This window comes from Kitasatospora sp. NPDC050543, from assembly GCF_044457565.1.
In the GTDB taxonomy this organism is placed as follows: Bacteria; Actinomycetota; Actinomycetes; order Streptomycetales; family Streptomycetaceae; genus Kitasatospora.
On record NZ_JBITGZ010000009.1, the window covers coordinates 246,806 to 262,328 of the forward strand.

Sequence of the window (15,523 nt, forward strand, 5' to 3'; positions counted from 1 at the left end):
TGGATCTCCGGCCGGTCTGCGACCCACCCCGCGAAGGTGGTGTGCCGGGCACGTACGATGTTGCCATGTCTTTTCTCCGCCGTCGCTCCGGCCAGCCCGCAGGCCCGGACTTCGACGTGCTCGCGATGGACCCGGGCGACTGGCCCGGCGATTTCGGCGCCGCCATGATGGCCGCACCGGACGGCACCTGCCAGGGGATCTTCCTTCGGTACGACCTGTTCGGTGGCAGAGGTCCGGCAATGTTCATCGGGAATTTGCCCGAGGGCTCGCCGGCCAGGGACAGCGAGGACGGCGTCCCGTTCGAGGTCCGGCAGCTGCTCGCGGCGCTGGAGAACGAGGAGCCGGTGGACTTCGTCTCCGCCGAGGACTTCCCGGTCATGCTCGGCGACGACCTGCTGATCGTGAAGAAGGTCAAGGTCACCGAGGAGCGGGTGTTCTGCTCCCAGTTCGGCCGCAGCGACGGCGTCCAGGTCACCATCGCCTCCTGGGACCGGCCGATTTCGGACGACCTCTACCAGCTCCTGAAGCCGCTGCCCGCGGACATGTTCCAGCAGGGCTGACCTGGAGCGCCCGCTGCTTGACGGTTTCGATCAACGCTTCGTACAGTCGCGGACATGTCGTGCCGTCTCCCACTGCTGACCCTCTCCCGGCCTCCGGCCGCAGGGACCTCCACCGGCCGTTCCGGCCCGCGGCGTACCGCCGGCGAGGCGTGTCCGGGCAGGTGAGAGGGCTTCGTCCCGCCGTGGCGGTGTGCGGCCGGCCGACCAGTCGGCCCTGATCCGGGGCCCGCCGTTCGCGGTGGCGACGTCCGGGGCCCGTCGTGTCCGGATCACCGCACGCGCGTCCGGCGTGCCGTCCGCAGTTGCCGAGCCCCACGCTGCCCGCCCGGAGGCACCAGCACCATGAGCACCAGCGCAGACCAGTCGCCCGCCGACCCGGCCGGACCCGGGCCGACCAAGGCCGGGCCGACCGACCCCACGCCGGTCGCCGAGGCGCTCGCCCGGCTGCCCAGGGTCGTCGACCTGCTGGCCGCCCGGGCCGAGGAGCACGACCGCGACGCGACCTTCCCCTACCAGGGTATCGAAGCCGTGCACGAGGCCGGACTGCTCACCCTGACGGTGGATCAGCGCTACGGCGGCCCCGGCGGCGCGCTGGCCGACGTCGTCCGGGTGCTCGCCCAACTCGGACGCGGTGACGCCTCGGTGGCGGTGGTCACCGCCTTCACACTCCTTCAGCACGCCGAACAGGCACGGACATCCGTCTGGCCGACGGCCGGATACCGCCGCCTGCTGGCCGAATCCCGACGCGGGCCCGCTCTCGTCAGTGCCCTCCGGATGGAGCCCGGCCGGCCCGGCCCGCTCCCGGCGACCATCGCCCGACGGGACGGCGACGACTGGCTGCTGAGTGGCCGAAAGACGTACTGTGCCGGAGCCGAGGCCCTGGCCTGGATGGCCGTCACGGCCCGCACCGACGAACCGGTGCCGCGGGTCGGCAGCTTCCTGGTACGCGGGGACAGCGCGGGCATCGAGATCGACCCCACCTGGGACCAACTCGGCCTGCGCGCCAGCGCCAGCCACGACGTCGTTCTGGACGCGGTCCGGGTGCCGGCCGGTCTCGCCCTCGCCCTGACCCCCGGCCCGGCCGTCCGACCGGACGACACTCCCGCCACGGACGACACTCCGGCCACGGGCGCCACCCGTGCCTCGGGCGCCGTGCCCGAAGCCGAACTCGCCCAGGCCTGGCACGACCTGGCGCTCTCCAGCATCTACCTCGGCGTCGCCCGGGCGGCCCAGGACTGGCTGGTGCGCTTCCTCAACCAGCGCACCCCGGCCAACCTCACCGAACCGCTCGCCGCGCTGCCCCGCTACCGCGGCGCACTGGGCGAGATCGAGGCCCTGCTGATCGGGGCCGAGGAGCTGATCGACGGCCTGGCGCCCCGGGTCGACCGCGCCGACCCGAAGGCCGTGGCCCGTACCGGCCCCGGCCGGCTGCTCGCCACCCGCGCCGCCGTGTCGGCCGTCCAGCAGGCGGTCTCGCTCACCGGCAATCCCGGCCTGAGCCGGCGGCATCCCCTGGAACGCTATCTGCGTGATGTGCTCAGCGGCCAGGTGCACTTCGCCGCCGACGAGGCCGTACTCGACGCGGCCGGCCGGGCCGCCCTCGACCGGTCGGCGCCGCGCGGCGTCTGACGGGCGTTCGGCGGCCGACGGCATCGGCCCCACGTCGTCCTGCTCGTACCTGTCCCTCTTGTGGTCGTACCTCTCTGCGCTGCTCGGTGCCGCTGTCCCGCGGCGGGCCCGCCTCCGTTCAGCGGGTGCCGACGGCGGCGCGGACGGCCCGGCGGGCGAGCGCGGCGTCGTCGTACAGACGGCGGATCATGATGCGCTGTTCCTCGCCCGCCCCGGGGACGTCGTACAGCCGGATCTCCCGCATCAGCACCAGAACCAGGTTGACCAGGAACGCGTCCCGGGCCAGCGTGCCCCCGGACTGGGCGAGTTGGCTGATCTGGCGGCGGGCCGCGGTGTCCCCGGACAGCACGCCCCAGAGCATCGCCAGGTCGTAGCCGGGCAGGTACCAGCCGGCCTGCTCCCAGTCGACCAGTACCGGGCCGGACGGCGCGAGCAGCATGTTGCTGAGCAGCGCGTCGCCGTGACAGAGCTGGAGCGGGGCGTGCGCGAGGCCGTGCATCAGCCCGCGCAGGTCGCCGGCGTCCCGGTCGGTCAGCTGGCCCACCGAGTGGAACCGGGCGATCTCCAGCTGGTAGTCCAGCGGGGCGTGGAAGACGTCCGTGGGCGGCCGCCACAGGTTGAGGGTGCGGACGGCGGCGAGCAGTGCCCGTACCTCGCCCGGCGTGGGCGCGTTGACGGGGTGGCGCTCGCGGGCGGCGGGCCGGCCCGGAATGCGCTCCATCACCAGCACGCAGCGGTCGTGGTCGGCCGCCACCAGCCGGGGCAGCCGCACCGGCGGGCGGTGCCGGACGAACGCCCGGTAGACCGCCACCTCGTGGTGGAAGTCGGCCACCAGCTGGTCGAACTGCTCGCCGCGAACCGCCTGCGGGGCGAGGCACTTGGCGACGACGGGGGTGCGTCCGATGGTTCCGGCCACCAGGATGTGGCGGCCGCCCTCGCGCAGCACCTGGCGCGGGGTGAAGGCGGGACATATCCGCGAGATGTTGCCGAGCGCGGCCCGCACGGCCGGGGTCTGGAGGGCGGCCGGGTCGATCCGCTCGGTGACGGCGGGCTGGGCGGACCGGCCGCGCAGCATCCGGTGGTCGACGCCCGGCCGGGCGACGGGCCCCCGGTGCGGGGCACCGCCGTTGAGGGCGGGATCGGGGGTGCGCAGTCCCAGCGCCGTGCGGCCGGCCTGGCCCCGCGCGTCCGTGGACCGGCTGTCGGTGCCGCGCGGAGGGGCCGGCCGGCCCTGTGGCGCGGGCTTCGGGCCGGGACGGCTGCCGGCTGCGGTGGGGGGACGCAGCGCGGTGCGAGTGACGGTCGGGGTGGGGGAGGTCGCTGAGGAATACATAGGGGGTGGGTGATCCCTTCCTTGCCGTCGGCGGGCTTGCCCCCGCTGGTGCGGGGGAGGGCGGGCGATGCGGCTTCCTGGCGCATCTCCTGCCCCGCTCGGTGCGGGCGGGTGGAGCGTGGGCGCCGGGCACGGACGGAGAGCGGTGCTCTCGCGAACGGCCACCGGGGAGCCGTCCGCACCCTGGGGAATGCGGCGGTCCGACTGCCGTCGGCCGTGCCCGGCGCAGCCGCGCCACCCGACCGCGCCACCCCCTCGGGTGAGGTCCGGGAAGCGCCCCTGACGGGCCCGGTGACGTGCACCGGTCCGTCCTGGGCGCCTCCCGGACCCAAGGGGCGAGGTGGCGCACCTCTACATCACACCGGAGTGCGACTGGCACACCAGCTGGCGGACCCTGGCGAAGCATGGCGAATGCTCGCTTGGCACATGACAGCGCATTACTGTCGAACCAGCCGAGGAACCTGGGGGCTTCACGTGAGCAAGGAACCCAACGCCAGACTGGCCGACCTGTTCGCCCTGACCGGATGGTCCAAGGGTGAGCTCGCGCGGCTGGTCAACCGCCGGGGTGCGGCGATGGGGCAGCAGCAGCTGTCCACCGACACCTCGCGGGTGCGCCGCTGGATCGAGCAGGGGGAGATCCCCCGCGATCCGGTGCCACGGGTGCTGGCGGCCGTGTTCACGGAGCGGCTCGGCCGTGTCGTCACCACTGAGGACCTCGGTCTGGAACGACACCGGCCCACCAGGTCCGGAACGGCGCAGTCCGCGGTGCCCTGGGAGCCGGATCGAACGGCTGCGGTCCTCACCGAGTTCACGGGAATGGACCTCATGCTCAACCGACGTGGATTGGTGGGCGCGGGAGCCGCGCTCACGGCCGGAGCGGCGATCGCCGACTCCCTTCAGGGCTGGCTCGGTGGCGAGGCGGTGGCGTACGCGGCCACCCGGCCCGGCCCCCGGCAGGTGATCACCCAGGGCGGCGCCCGGCCGGTGGTGGACGTGTACGACTCGGGCCCGGTCGGGTTCGAGGAGGTGGAGGCCCTGGAGCGCTCGGTGGAGGTGTTCCGGGCCTGGGACGCCTCGCGCGGGGGCGGACTCCAGCGCAAGGCCGTGGTCGGCCAGTTGAACGAGGTCGGCGGCCTGCTGACGCACCGCCACGCCCCTGCGGTGGACCGCCGGCTGTGGACGGTCGCCGCCAACCTCGCGGTGCTGGCCGGCTGGATGTCGCACGACGTGGGCCTGGAGCCGACGGCGCAGAAGTACTTCATGATCGCTGCTCAGGCGGCCAAGGAGGCGGACGACCGCCCCAGGGCCGGCGAGGCGATCTCCCGGGCCGCCCGGCAGATGCTGCACCTGGGCCGGGCCGACGACGCCCTGGATCTCATGGAGGCGGCCAAGGCCAGCGGCGGTACCGAGGCGCTGCCCAGGACCAGAGCCATGCTGCACACCGTCGAGGCCTGGGCGCAGGCCTCGCTGGGCCGCGCGCAGGCGACCAGACGGGTGCTCGGCGAGGCCGAGGAGCTGTTCGTCCAGGACAACGGCGAGCCTTCGCCGTCCTGGATGCAGCTGTTCAACGAGGCCGAGCTGCACGGGATGCAGGCGCTGGTCTACCGGACGCTGGCCGAGCACGACCCGAGCGCCGGTCCGTTGGCGGCCCGCCACGCCAAGCTCGCGATCGCGCTCCGGGCGCAGACCGGGCGCGAGCGCTCGGCGCTGCTCGACCGGATCACCCTCGCCTCGGTGTACTGGCTCTCCGGCGAGCTCGACGAGGCGCAGGTCCAGGCGAAGCTGGCGATGGCCGCGATCGGCCAGACCTCCTCGCACCGCACCTGGGACCGGTTGCGCGAGATGTACCGCCTCACCGCGCGCTACCAGGGCATGCCCGTGGTCGACGAGCTGCGCGACGAACTGCGGCGGGAGCTGCTCCTGGTGGACGCGAAGCAGCGGCCGCGCCAGGCCTGAGCGACACCCGAGCAAGGCTTGAGCGAGGCCCGAGCGAGGCCTGGAACGGGGGCCTGATCTGGGCCTGATGCCGCCCTCACCGGCTGCTGTCCGGGCTGCGCCGTGCTTTCGGGCTGCGCCGTGCTCTCGGCCTGGGCTGCTTTCGCGCTGCCCCGTAGGGGCTCCGGCCGGGCCGGTCAGCCGGCGCTGAGCAGCATTCGCAGCGCGATGACCCTGCCGTCCTGGTCGAGGACGGGTCCCGACACACAGCGCACGGCGCGCAGCCCGCCATCGGGGTGGCGGACCTGGACGGTGCCGCTCGGCGTGCGCCCGTGCACCAGGGCGTCCGTCATCATCCGCCGCAGCGTCGCCCGGTCCCGCGCGGGCAGCCGGGCGGGGAGCCGGTCCAGCGTGAGCGGCCCCAGCCGCGGGTCGCGGCCGAGCAGCAGGTAGGTCTCGGGAGACCAGTGGACGGTGTCGGTGAGCAGGTCCCACTCGGCGACGCCGGCGCCTGCCGTCGTGCCCGCCGGAAGGACGGTCGGGGAGGGGGTGATCATCCGGTGACCCCACGGGTGGTCGTGTTCAGCCTGTGAGACGACTGTCGCACACCGGTACCGAACCTGTGAGGGAATTGGACAAATCTCCCGACCATGTTCCTCCGGCATATGCCGGACCTGCCCCGGGCAGCCGGACGGCGGGCCCCCGGGGCCGAGCGGTGGACAACGCCGCAGCCCCGGGGCCGCGCCCGGTTCGCCCTGTGTGCGCAGGGGCCGCTCAGGCGGTAACCTTCGGTGATTCCGGCGCCCGGGCGCCCACGCAGTACGGACCGAAGACACCCCGGCGACGGAAATCCCGTTGCCACTACGACCGCCGCAACGGATGCTGACCTCATGTTCGAGCCAGTGATAGCGCCAAGTGCCAGCCTCCTCGGCCTCCTCCAGCGAGGCCGCGGTGACGGGCAGCTCCATGCGCTGGCCGCCGACCGCGCCGAGGCCATCGCCGCCCTTGAGGAGTGCGTCACCAGCGACCCGAGGTCCGACTGGCAGGTCGAGAACCGCTCCCTCTACTACGCACGCCTCTACATGGAGCTCGAAGCGCCGCTCGACGGCATCGAGGACCACCTGCACGACCCCGAGGACCTGCTCGACGGTGACGAGGGCCGCACCGGCCTCGCCCTCTCGGTCCTCGGCCACCTCGCCGCGTACGGGCGCCGCGACGCCCTGCTGCTGCTGCGCGAGTACGCCGCCACCGGCACCAACTGGTCCTGGGCACTGGACGAGCTGGCGATGCGCGACGACGACCAGGGCCTGCTGGTCCTGGGCCCCGCCGTCCTCGACCGCTTCCCACCAGGCCCGGAGGGCGACGCCGAGCTGCGCGCCGCCGTGCGCGGTGCGTACGAGCCCCGGCCCTGGCGGCTGTGGGCCGCGCACCACCCGAGAGTGGCCACCGCGAGCGAGCAGTCGCCCTTCGACCTCTGGCAGCGCCAGCTGAACCGCAGCGGCGTCACCCCGGGCTGGAGCGCCGCCGACGTGCTCGCCTGGGCCGACGAGGCCGGCGAGAACGTACCCGGCCGGCCCGGCGACACCGGGGCGGACGACTCCGATCCCGACGGGCCGGACGCGGTTGCCCGCCGGGCCGCCGCGGCGGCGCGCTGCCTGGCCGCCGTCGTCCGGCCCGAGGACCGGGCGACCGTCCTGGACGCCGCCCACCGCGGCCTGCCCGGCGCCCGCCGGGCCGCCCTGCGGTACCTGGTCGACCAGCAGGACGAGGAGGCCGCCGCCCTGATCGAGGCCGCCGCGGCCGACGTGGACGTCCGGATCGTGCGCGCGGCCCTGGAGGTGCTCGGCCGGATGCGCGGACCGCAGGCACTGGCCCACGCCCGCCGCTGGGCCGACCCTGCCACCGGTGGCGCCGACAGCGCCCTCGGCGAGGCCGCCGTCCAACTGCTCGCGGACGCGGGTGAGCCCTGCGACGCGCCGCTGGTGGTGGCCGGATTGCGCCGCTGGGTGTCGGTGCGCGGAGTCTCCGGCGCCGGGCTCGGCACCCTGGTCGACGGCGCGGGGCGGCTGGCCGCCGCCGGAGCCGTCCCCGTTCTGCGCCACATCTACGGCGAGGCCGCGTCCTCGCAGCTGCGCGGGCGCGCTGCGCAGGCGCTCGCCACCACCGATGTGCACTTCCCGGAGGGGCCCGCCGTCGAGTGCCTCTGGGACTGCGAGGAGAGCACCCGTGAGCTCGCCGCCCGGCATGTCGCCACCACCGGCGACGCCCGCGTGCTGGAGCGCCTGCGCCGCCTCGCCGCCGACCCGGCCGAGGAGGCCGAGGTCCACGCCGCCGTACGCGGGCGTCTGACCTCGCGCGAGCGCAGCCGCTAGGTGTCCGCCCCGCCGGGGCCCTGGGCCCGCCGGTGACGGCACGATGCCCGGGACACCCCGCGCGGGGATCCCGGGCATCGTGCCGTCAGCGGCGGCGTCGGCGGCGCGTCATCAGCCTGCGGGGACGCCGGCGTCGGGTTCCAGGATCCCGAGGGTGACCAGGGTGATGATCAGGACCCCGAGCAGCACCCGGTACACCACGAACGGCGTGAAGCTGTGCGTCGAGATGTACTTCAGGAACCAGGCGATCGCCGCGTAGCCGACCACGAAGGCGATCAGGGTCGCCAGGATGGTCGGACCCCAGGCGGGCGCCGGGCCCTCACCGATCTTGAAGAGTTCGAGCGTGCCCGAGGCCAGCACGGCCGGAATGGCGAGCAGGAACGAGTACCGGGCGGCCGCCTCCCGGCTGTAGCCGAGCAGCAGGCCGGCGCTGATCGTGCCGCCGGAGCGGGAGACGCCCGGGATCAGGGCGAGCGACTGCGCCAGCCCGTACCCGATCGCGTGCGGCAGGGTCAGGTCGCTGATCGGCCGGGCGTACCGGACGGCCCGGCTCCGGTCCGCGACGGCGAGGATCAGGCCGAAGACGATGAGCGTGGTGCCGATCACCCGCAGGTCGCGCAGCGAGCTCTCGATGGTGTGCTGGAACACGGCGCCCAGGAGGGCGATCGGCAGGGTGCCGATGATGACGAACCAGCCCATCCGCGCGTCCTGCTCGGAGCGGAGCGCCGGGCGGAAGAGGGAGAGCGTCCAGGTCTTCACGATCGCCCAGATGTCGCGGCGGAAGTAGATCAGGACGGCGGACTCGGTGCCCAGTTGCGTGACGGCGGTGAAGGCGGCGCCCGGGTCGTCCCACCCGAGCAGGGCGGAGAACACCCGCAGGTGGGCGCTGGAGGAGATCGGCAGGAACTCGGTGAGCCCCTGGATGAGGCCGAGGACGGCTCCGTGGAACCATTCGATCACCGGACACCCGCCCCGGGTATCCGTCGGTCGATGCGCATCAGCGGGTCCTGTTCGTCGGTGCTGGAGGCGTGCGGAAGACCGGTTCCGCCCCCCGGCCACCGGCCGCGCGGGCCCCGGCGCGGCACGATGCTACGGGGTGCGGATGGCGCGGATTCCCTTGCCCCCGGCGCTGAGACCCATGGCTGGAATACCCCCTATGGGTATAGCGTTGTGATGAACGGATCAACGAGAACGGCGCTTCAGTTCTGGTTCACCCGTACTTCACCGCAGTGTCGGCGACGCTTCGCATCGGTGGTGATCGGGAGCGGGTTCGGGGCGTCTTTGCGGCGGTTCACAGCGCTTCATGGCAGCTCATGGCAATTCACGGCACCTCGCGACGGCTCAGTTGGAGGACGAGATGACGCACCCCGCGCACCGGCACCAGCACGCTGGTCACCCGCGGCCCGGGCACCAGCACGCCGGCTGGCGGACCGCCGCGCAGGCCACCCTGCACTGCCTCACCGGCTGTGCCGTCGGCGAGGTGCTGGGCATGATCCTCGGTATGGCGTTCGGCCTGCACAACGGTGCGACCGTGGCGCTGTCCGTCCTGTTGGCCTTCGTCTTCGGCTATGCGCTGACCATGCGCGGCGTGCTGCGGGCCGGCCTCGACCTGGGCCGGGCCGTCCGGATCGCGCTCGCCGCCGACACCGTGTCGATCCTGGTGATGGAGCTGATCGACAACACCGTGATGGTCACCGTTCCCGGTGCGATGGACGCGGGCCTGGACAGCGCGCTGTTCTGGGCCTCGCTGGCCGGATCACTCGCGCTGGCCTTCGCCCTGACCGTCCCGGTCAACCGGTGGATGATCGGCCGCGGCCGGGGCCACGCGGTCGTCCATGCCCACCACCACTGAGGCGCCGCACGCTCGTACCCGTGCCGCCACCGCCGGCCGGTCGGTTCCGGCCGACCGGTCGGCGGTGGGCCGGGCGCCCCTACGCCTCCCGCCGGGTCGCGCGGGCCTCGCGCCAGAGCGGGGCGTCCAGCATGTGGGTGTCGTAGCGCTCCTGGCCGGCCATCAGCTCCTCGGTCGTCGCCTCGCCCCGGCCGATCCGCTCCAGCAGACGGAAGTACTCGAAGCGCTCGACCCCCGGCGTGATCACGATGAGCAGGTCCGCGCCGGACCGCGCGGGCGCGGCGAAGGCGTGCGGCATGGTCGGGGGCACCACGAGCAGGTCGCCCGCGTTCGCCGTGACCACCTCCTCGCCCGCCAGCACCTGGAGCCGGCCGTCGAGCACGAAGAACAGCTCGGACGAGCCGGCGTGGTAGTGCGGGACCGCCCCGTCCGCGCCGCGCGCCAGCGATATCCGCAGGGTGCTCAGCGCGCCGGCGGTGCTGCTGGAGTCGGCCAGCAGGTGTGCGGTGTTGCCGCCCAGGCCGAGCGTCTCGGCCTCCTCGCGGCGTACCACGACGGCCTGGTGTGCGAACAGCGACATGGGTTCCCTCCCCGGGTTCTCGGTCTTCGGCTGATAGTACTGCGTCTAACTATCTCCCATCGAATAGAATTCCGGGCATGGATGAAGTGGACGTGATTGTGGAGCAGTGGCGGCGCGAGCGGCCGGACCTGGATCTCTCGGCGGTCGGTACCGCCGGTCGGCTCGGGCGCTTCGCGATGCTCGCGGGTCGCGCCGTCGACGACGTGTTCAAGCAGCACGGGCTCCAGCGTGGGGAGTTCGACGTCCTGGCCGCGCTGCGCCGGTCCGGGCCGCCGTTCGTGCTGATCCCGTCCGTGCTCGCCGCGACGATGATGATGTCCAGGGCCGGTATGACCAGTCGGCTGGACCGGCTGGAGGCGGCCGGTCTGGTCGAGCGGCGCCTCGACCCGGAGGACCGGCGCAGCTTCCGGATCGCACTCACCGAGAGCGGCAGGGCGGCGGTCGATGTCGCCATGGCCGACCACGCCGCCAACGAGGCCCGGCTGCTCGCCCCGATCACCGATGCCGAGCGCGCCGCGCTCGACGCGATCCTGCGCAAGCTCCTCGGGGCGATGGAGGCCGACGGTCACTGACCCGGATCCGTCCCGTGCCGTCCCGGCCCGCCCCGATGCGGCGCAGGCCCGGGCCGTCGCCACCGTCCTCGCCGACCGAGCCCGCGGGCGACCCGGACGGCCGTCACCGCGCGGGCAGCAGCAGGAACCGCACCGGGATGCCCGGCCGGGCCTGCGCCGCTGCGGCGAGGTCCGGCTGCGGGACGACACCGACGACCGGGTAGCCACCGGTGGTGGGGTGGTCGGCGAGGAAGACCACCGGCTGGCCGTCCGGCGGGATCTGGACGGCCCCGAGCACCATGCCCTCGCTGGGCAGTTCGCCGGGCCGGGCCCGGGTGACGGCCGGCCCCACCGTCCGCAGGCCCACCCGGTTGCTGGCCGGCGCCACCCGATAGGTGTCGCGGGCCAGCCAGGCCACCGCGTCCGGCTCGAACCAGTCCGCCCGGGGCCCGAGCCGCAGCCGCAGGACCAGCTCGGCCGGGGGAGCGGGCTGCGGCACCAGGTCGGCGGCGCGGTACGGGCCGGGCTGCGCCCCGACCGGCAGCACGTCACCCGCCGCCAGTGGCGCCGGCCCGAGCCCCGACAGGACGTCGGCCGAGCGGCTGCCCAGCACCGGCGATACGGCGATCCCGCCCGCGACGGCCAGATAGCTGCGGACGCCGTGGGTGGCGGCCCCGACCTCGATCACCGCGCCGGCCGGCACCGCCACCGGCGCGCCCCACGCGGCGGCCCGCCCGGCCACCCGGACGGGTGCCGGCGCGCCGGTCACCGCGACCACGGCGGGGGCGAGCGCCCGCAGCGCGACGCCGCCGACCGTGGTCTCCAGCGCCGCGGCGCCCGGGGGGTTGCCGACCAGCCGGTTGGCCACGCGCAGCGCCGGTTCGTCCAGGGCTCCCGCGCGGGGCACGCCCAGGTGTGCGACGCCGCGCCGGCCGAGGTCCTGAACGGTGGTCAGCGGGCCCGGCCGGACCACCTCCAGCCCGCTCATCGGCGCTCCTCGGCGTCGCGTACGGCGGTGAATCTGACCCGCACCCCGGGGGCGAGCAGGGCGGCCGGCTCCCGGCCGGGATCCCAGAGCGCGAGGGCGGTGCGGCCGAGCAGCTGCCAGCCGCCGGGGGAGGACCGCGGGTACACCCCGGTGTAGGGGCCGGCCAGCGCCACCGACCCGGCCGGGACGGAGCTGCGCGGGGTGGCCCGCCTGGGTACCTCGTAGCGCTCCGGAAGGCCGGTCAGGTAGCCGAAGCCCGGGGCGAACCCGCAGAAGGCGACGCGGTACTCGGGCTCGGTGTGGATACGGACGGCGGCCTCGGCGGAAACGCCCCACAGCTGCGCGACCTCCGCCAGGTCGGCGCCGTCGTACACCGTCGGGACCTCCAGCAGCGGACCCTCGGGCCGGGCGCCCGCGGTCGGCTCCCAGCCGGCGAGCAGCGAGGCGAGGGTGCGGAGCGCGGCCTCGTCCGGCAGGCCGTCGACCAGGACCGTCCGCGCGGCGGGGACGATCTCGGTGAGCTCGGGCAGTCCGCCGTCCGTGCGGCGGGCGGTCAGCCACGTGTAGAGGGCGCCGACCTCGGCGGGGCCGGCCGCCTCGGCGAGCAGCGCGTGGCCGCCGACCCGGCGGACCGTGAGCTCCGGGCCCGACCCCGACCCCGGTTCCCGCTCCGGCCCCCGACCCGTTTCACGCTGCCGCTTCCCGGCCGGTGTGCGGTCGGCCGATGGGGATTCCTCCGGCCCTTGGCCTTCCGGTCCGTGGTCGTCGGGCGCCCGGTCGGCGCTCAGGTGAAGGCCTCCACCCGAACGCCGGCCGAGGCCAGCGCGCCACGGACCCGCCAGGCCAGCTGGGCCGCGCCCGGGGTGTCCCCGTGGACGCAGAGCGAGCGGGCCTCGACCGTCACCGGCTCCCCGCCGATCGCCGTCACCAGCCCGTCCCGCGCGATGCCCACCGCACGGGCGATCACCTTCTCCGGGTCGTGCACCACGGCGTCCGGGTCGCGCCGAGGGACGAGCGTGCCCGCCCAGGTGTACGCGCGGTCGGCGAAGGCCTCGGTGACGACCGGCAGTCCGACCCCGTCGGCGACCGTGAGCAGCCGCGAGCCGGGCAGCCCGAGCACGGGCAGCGGCCCGTCGCAGATGGCCCCGGCGCGCAGCACGCCCGCGACCACGGCCTCGGCCTGCTCGGAGTCGGCGACCACCCGGTTGTAGAGCGCGCCGTGCGGTTTGACGTAGGAGACCCGGGAGCCGGCCGCGCGTGCGAACACCTGGAGCGCGCCGATCTGGTAGGCGATCTCGTCCGCCAGCTCCTCCGGCGGGACGTCCATCGCGCGGCGCCCGAAGCCGGCCAGGTCGCGGTAGGAGACCTGGGCGCCGATCCGTACGCCCCGCTCGGCGGCGAGCGCGCAGACCCGGCGCATCGTCGACGGGTCGCCGGCGTGGAAGCCGCAGGCGACGTTGGCGCTGGTCACCACGGAGAGCAGGGCCTCGTCATCGGTCAGCGTCCAGCGCCCGAACCCCTCACCGAGGTCCGCATTGAGATCGATCACCGCGTCGGCCACGCCCGGCCCGCCTCCCAGCAGCTCATGCAGCAGCTCTTGAGGGTGATCGTAGGGCCTGCGCGTGACGTGCGGTGCGCGTGACCCGACGCCGCCCTGGCCCCCAGTGCGCGCGCCCGTGAACGCGCTCCCCCGGTTGGCCCAGCCGGGCAGGCGGCGGGCGGGCGGCGGGCCCAGTCGGGGCTTTGCGGGCCCGACCGTGGCCCGGGAGGGCGCCCGGTGGGCGGTCAGGCCGCGGCGGCCCGCATCTCGATCGCCCGGATCCCGCGCAGCACGATCAGCAGTGGGATCACCCCGATCACCCCGAACGACATGTCGATGAATCGCCAGTACAGCGGTATGCCGCGCAGCGGGCCGCAGATCAGTGCCAGCGGGATGATCCCGGCGCAGGCGATGACGGCCCACCTGATCACCCAGACGTTGCGCACCGGATCCTGGATCGGTCCCCAGAACGCCACCGCGATCACCAGGTGCGCGAAGGCCAGCCAGTCGGTTCCGTAGGCGAGGGGTGGCGTGCGTTGGTCTCGGCGATCGCGTCGCGGACGCGCTCGATCCACTCCAGCAGGGCGGGGAAGCGGTCGGTCAGCGGGGCGCCCGGGCCGGCGGCGAAGTCCGTCAGCCACCTGGTCTCGCGCTCCAGCGGGAACGCGGTGAGGCCGCTGAGCACCAGGCAGACCACGAAGATCCAGAGCCAGCGGCGGACCGTGCGCAGCGCGCCGTCCTCGGCCGGGATGTGCGAACCGCTCATGGTGGAACCCCCAGACGGCAGGGCGGGTGAAGAGGTCTCCCACCTGCTGGGCAAGACTCTAGAGGTCGAACTGAACGTGTTCAATTTTGGCCCTGGCGGCGGACCGGGGCCGGTCGCGCGGTCGGAACGCAGGACGCCACCCGCACCGGTGTCCGGTCGGCGCGAGGCCGACCGGGCACGGCGCGGGTGGCGTTGCCGCGTGCCGCATGCGGCGGGGTGGCATGGCGGACGGCGGCGCGTGCCGCGCGCCGCGGTACGTCAGGCGGTGTAGGTGTACCGGTCCGCGGCGGCGGTCGCGCTGGTGCCGCCCGCCGTCGTCACGGTGACGTCGACGACGCCGGTGCCCGCCGGGGCGGTGGCGGTGCAGAAGGTCGGGCCGCAGGAGACGTGCGCCGCCGGCACACCGCCGAAGGCCACGCTGCCATGGGTCAGCGCCGCGCCCTGGACGGTCACCGCGGTGCCGCCGGCGGCCGGGCCGCTCGTGGTCCACAGCTTGCTGACGACCGGGGCGGCCGGCGGCGCCGGCGGTGCGCCGGTGTAGGAGAACGCGCCCGGCGCGTTGGCGGCGCCGCCCGGCGTGACCACGGTGACCGGGACGCTGCCGGCGCCGCCCGGCGCGGTCGCGGTGCAGGAGGTGCCGGCGCAGCTCGCGGCGGCCGGGGTGTCGCCGAACAGCACCGTGCCGTTGTCGAGGCTGCTGCCGGTCAGGGTCACGGACGTGCCGCCGGCGCCCGGCCCGGTGCTGACGTCGGTCGCGCTCACGCTCGGCGCGGCCGGGATCACCGGCGGCTGCGGCCCGGTGCCCAGCGTGTACAGGGCGACGTTGTTCGCCGGGTTGACGTCGTCGCGGTTGGCCGCCGTCACCTTGATCGTTCCGGTGGGGCGGGTGGTGCCGTTGGTGTGGAGGTAGACCTTCATGAACTCGCTGCGTCCGGGCGTCCGGGTGCCGATGAAGGTGGCGTCGAGTCGGCGCCCGTCCGGGGAGACCGTCTCCGAGAAGGTGTAGTCGGCCGGGGTCGGGAAGAAGGAGGCGCCGTCGGTGGTCACGCCGGGCGGCAGCTCGACCGTCAGGTGCGTCACACCGGTGATGTCCGCCGTGCCGGCCGAGCGCCAGTACACGCTCATGTCGGTGTTGTCGTGCGCGAAGATCGGGTAGTTGCCGCTCTGCGAAACGGCGACGTCAGGGCCCGTCACGGCGGCGGTGGCCGGGGCGGCCGAGGCCGAGCCGGTGGACGCGACGGCGCCGGTGCCGAGCGTGGCTGCGGCGAGGGCGGCGGCGAGTCCCGCCTTTGCGAGTCTGATGATCATAATCGTCATCATCGCGGACGGCTCCGCCCGCCGTACGAGGTTTGCCGCAAGAGAGTTCGAGTTCCCCGGTCAGTATCCGGCGCCCGCCGACAACCTCCCTCGGCCCTTC

At 74.5% G+C, this 15,523-nt stretch carries 16 protein-coding genes; 6 read left to right on the top strand and 10 right to left on the bottom strand.

The window, feature by feature from the left end; translation table 11 throughout:
- The first annotated feature begins 65 nt into the window (after positions 1 to 65).
- Both ACIBH3_RS14670 and ACIBH3_RS14675 read left to right on the top strand, forming a co-directional pair.
- On the top strand, positions 66 to 560 hold the full coding sequence (locus ACIBH3_RS14670) for a hypothetical protein (RefSeq protein ID WP_396312307.1): 495 nt from the start codon (positions 66 to 68) through the stop codon (positions 558 to 560).
- Between the two features lie 342 nt (positions 561 to 902).
- Positions 903 to 2,189: an acyl-CoA dehydrogenase family protein gene (locus ACIBH3_RS14675; protein WP_396312308.1), complete on the top strand. Its 1,287-nt coding sequence runs from the start codon at positions 903 to 905 to the stop codon at positions 2,187 to 2,189.
- Positions 2,190 to 2,307: 118 nt separating this feature from the next.
- On the opposite strand, the gene ACIBH3_RS14680 is transcribed toward ACIBH3_RS14675, so the two are convergent.
- The gene (locus tag ACIBH3_RS14680) at positions 2,308 to 3,522 is read right to left on the bottom strand and encodes a phosphotransferase (RefSeq protein WP_396312309.1); all 1,215 of its coding nucleotides are present in this window, start codon (positions 3,520 to 3,522) and stop codon (positions 2,308 to 2,310) included.
- 474 nt (positions 3,523 to 3,996) lie between these two features.
- On the opposite strand from ACIBH3_RS14680, the gene ACIBH3_RS14685 reads away from it, so the two are divergent.
- Positions 3,997 to 5,478, top strand: a complete 1,482-nt coding sequence (locus ACIBH3_RS14685; RefSeq protein ID WP_396312310.1) for a hypothetical protein — start codon at positions 3,997 to 3,999, stop codon at positions 5,476 to 5,478.
- Between the two features lie 176 nt (positions 5,479 to 5,654).
- Here the strand turns inward: ACIBH3_RS14685 and ACIBH3_RS14690 are convergent, their stop codons facing one another.
- Positions 5,655 to 6,014, bottom strand: coding sequence for a PAS domain-containing protein (locus tag ACIBH3_RS14690; protein ID WP_396312311.1), 360 nt, complete (start codon positions 6,012 to 6,014; stop codon positions 5,655 to 5,657).
- Between the two features lie 333 nt (positions 6,015 to 6,347).
- Between ACIBH3_RS14690 and ACIBH3_RS14695 the strand changes: the two genes are divergently transcribed.
- Complete coding sequence (locus tag ACIBH3_RS14695) at positions 6,348 to 7,829, top strand: HEAT repeat domain-containing protein (protein WP_396312312.1); 1,482 nt, start codon at positions 6,348 to 6,350, stop codon at positions 7,827 to 7,829.
- Positions 7,830 to 7,940: 111 nt separating this feature from the next.
- Here the strand turns inward: ACIBH3_RS14695 and ACIBH3_RS14700 are convergent, their stop codons facing one another.
- The gene (locus ACIBH3_RS14700) at positions 7,941 to 8,786 is read right to left on the bottom strand and encodes an undecaprenyl-diphosphate phosphatase (RefSeq protein WP_396312345.1); all 846 of its coding nucleotides are present in this window, start codon (positions 8,784 to 8,786) and stop codon (positions 7,941 to 7,943) included.
- 400 nt (positions 8,787 to 9,186) lie between these two features.
- Here ACIBH3_RS14700 and ACIBH3_RS14705 point away from each other — a divergent pair, with 400 nt between their 5' ends.
- Positions 9,187 to 9,681, top strand: coding sequence for a DUF4396 domain-containing protein (locus ACIBH3_RS14705; protein ID WP_396312313.1), 495 nt, complete (start codon positions 9,187 to 9,189; stop codon positions 9,679 to 9,681).
- 79 nt (positions 9,682 to 9,760) lie between these two features.
- Here the strand turns inward: ACIBH3_RS14705 and ACIBH3_RS14710 are convergent, their stop codons facing one another.
- Complete coding sequence (locus ACIBH3_RS14710; RefSeq protein WP_396312314.1) at positions 9,761 to 10,261, bottom strand: cupin domain-containing protein; 501 nt, start codon at positions 10,259 to 10,261, stop codon at positions 9,761 to 9,763.
- 77 nt (positions 10,262 to 10,338) lie between these two features.
- On the opposite strand from ACIBH3_RS14710, the gene ACIBH3_RS14715 reads away from it, so the two are divergent.
- Complete coding sequence (locus tag ACIBH3_RS14715; RefSeq protein ID WP_396312315.1) at positions 10,339 to 10,833, top strand: MarR family winged helix-turn-helix transcriptional regulator; 495 nt, start codon at positions 10,339 to 10,341, stop codon at positions 10,831 to 10,833.
- Between the two features lie 103 nt (positions 10,834 to 10,936).
- Here ACIBH3_RS14715 and ACIBH3_RS14720 read toward each other — a convergent pair whose 3' ends face one another.
- From ACIBH3_RS14720 to ACIBH3_RS14745, 6 genes are all read right to left on the bottom strand, one after another.
- Positions 10,937 to 11,800 (bottom strand): biotin-dependent carboxyltransferase family protein, encoded by an 864-nt coding sequence (locus tag ACIBH3_RS14720; RefSeq protein WP_396312316.1) that lies wholly within the window; start codon positions 11,798 to 11,800, stop codon positions 10,937 to 10,939.
- A complete protein-coding gene (pxpB, locus tag ACIBH3_RS14725) occupies positions 11,797 to 12,408 on the bottom strand; it encodes a 5-oxoprolinase subunit PxpB (RefSeq protein WP_396312346.1) in 612 nt (203 codons plus the stop codon). The genes ACIBH3_RS14720 and pxpB overlap by 4 nt, the downstream gene beginning before the upstream one ends.
- Positions 12,409 to 12,584: 176 nt before the next feature.
- Positions 12,585 to 13,361: a LamB/YcsF family protein gene (locus ACIBH3_RS14730; protein ID WP_396312317.1), complete on the bottom strand. Its 777-nt coding sequence runs from the start codon at positions 13,359 to 13,361 to the stop codon at positions 12,585 to 12,587.
- A gap of 224 nt (positions 13,362 to 13,585) precedes the next feature.
- Positions 13,586 to 13,816, bottom strand: coding sequence for a hypothetical protein (locus ACIBH3_RS14735; RefSeq protein ID WP_396312318.1), 231 nt, complete (start codon positions 13,814 to 13,816; stop codon positions 13,586 to 13,588).
- 5 nt (positions 13,817 to 13,821) lie between these two features.
- Positions 13,822 to 14,106, bottom strand: a complete 285-nt coding sequence (locus ACIBH3_RS14740; protein ID WP_396312319.1) for a hypothetical protein — start codon at positions 14,104 to 14,106, stop codon at positions 13,822 to 13,824.
- Between the two features lie 258 nt (positions 14,107 to 14,364).
- Positions 14,365 to 15,414, bottom strand: coding sequence for an IPT/TIG domain-containing protein (locus ACIBH3_RS14745; protein ID WP_396312320.1), 1,050 nt, complete (start codon positions 15,412 to 15,414; stop codon positions 14,365 to 14,367).
- Positions 15,415 to 15,523 lie beyond the last annotated feature (109 nt).

Bases quoted from the DNA above. Each gene is read 5' to 3' on its own strand.
- ACIBH3_RS14690 (WP_396312311.1), bottom strand. From the start codon at position 6,014: ATGATCACCCCCTCCCCGACCGTCCTTCCGGCGGGCACGACGGCAGGC.
- ACIBH3_RS14670 (WP_396312307.1), top strand. From the start codon at position 66: ATGTCTTTTCTCCGCCGTCGCTCCGGCCAGCCCGCAGGCCCGGACTTC.
- ACIBH3_RS14720 (WP_396312316.1), bottom strand. From the start codon at position 11,800: ATGAGCGGGCTGGAGGTGGTCCGGCCGGGCCCGCTGACCACCGTTCAG.
- ACIBH3_RS14715 (WP_396312315.1), top strand. From the start codon at position 10,339: ATGGATGAAGTGGACGTGATTGTGGAGCAGTGGCGGCGCGAGCGGCCG.
- ACIBH3_RS14695 (WP_396312312.1), top strand. From the start codon at position 6,348: ATGTTCGAGCCAGTGATAGCGCCAAGTGCCAGCCTCCTCGGCCTCCTC.
- ACIBH3_RS14680 (WP_396312309.1), bottom strand. From the start codon at position 3,522: ATGTATTCCTCAGCGACCTCCCCCACCCCGACCGTCACTCGCACCGCG.
- ACIBH3_RS14710 (WP_396312314.1), bottom strand. From the start codon at position 10,261: ATGTCGCTGTTCGCACACCAGGCCGTCGTGGTACGCCGCGAGGAGGCC.
- ACIBH3_RS14675 (WP_396312308.1), top strand. From the start codon at position 903: ATGAGCACCAGCGCAGACCAGTCGCCCGCCGACCCGGCCGGACCCGGG.
- ACIBH3_RS14745 (WP_396312320.1), bottom strand. From the start codon at position 15,414: ATGATCATCAGACTCGCAAAGGCGGGACTCGCCGCCGCCCTCGCCGCA.
- ACIBH3_RS14705 (WP_396312313.1), top strand. From the start codon at position 9,187: ATGACGCACCCCGCGCACCGGCACCAGCACGCTGGTCACCCGCGGCCC.
- ACIBH3_RS14740 (WP_396312319.1), bottom strand. From the start codon at position 14,106: ATGAGCGGTTCGCACATCCCGGCCGAGGACGGCGCGCTGCGCACGGTC.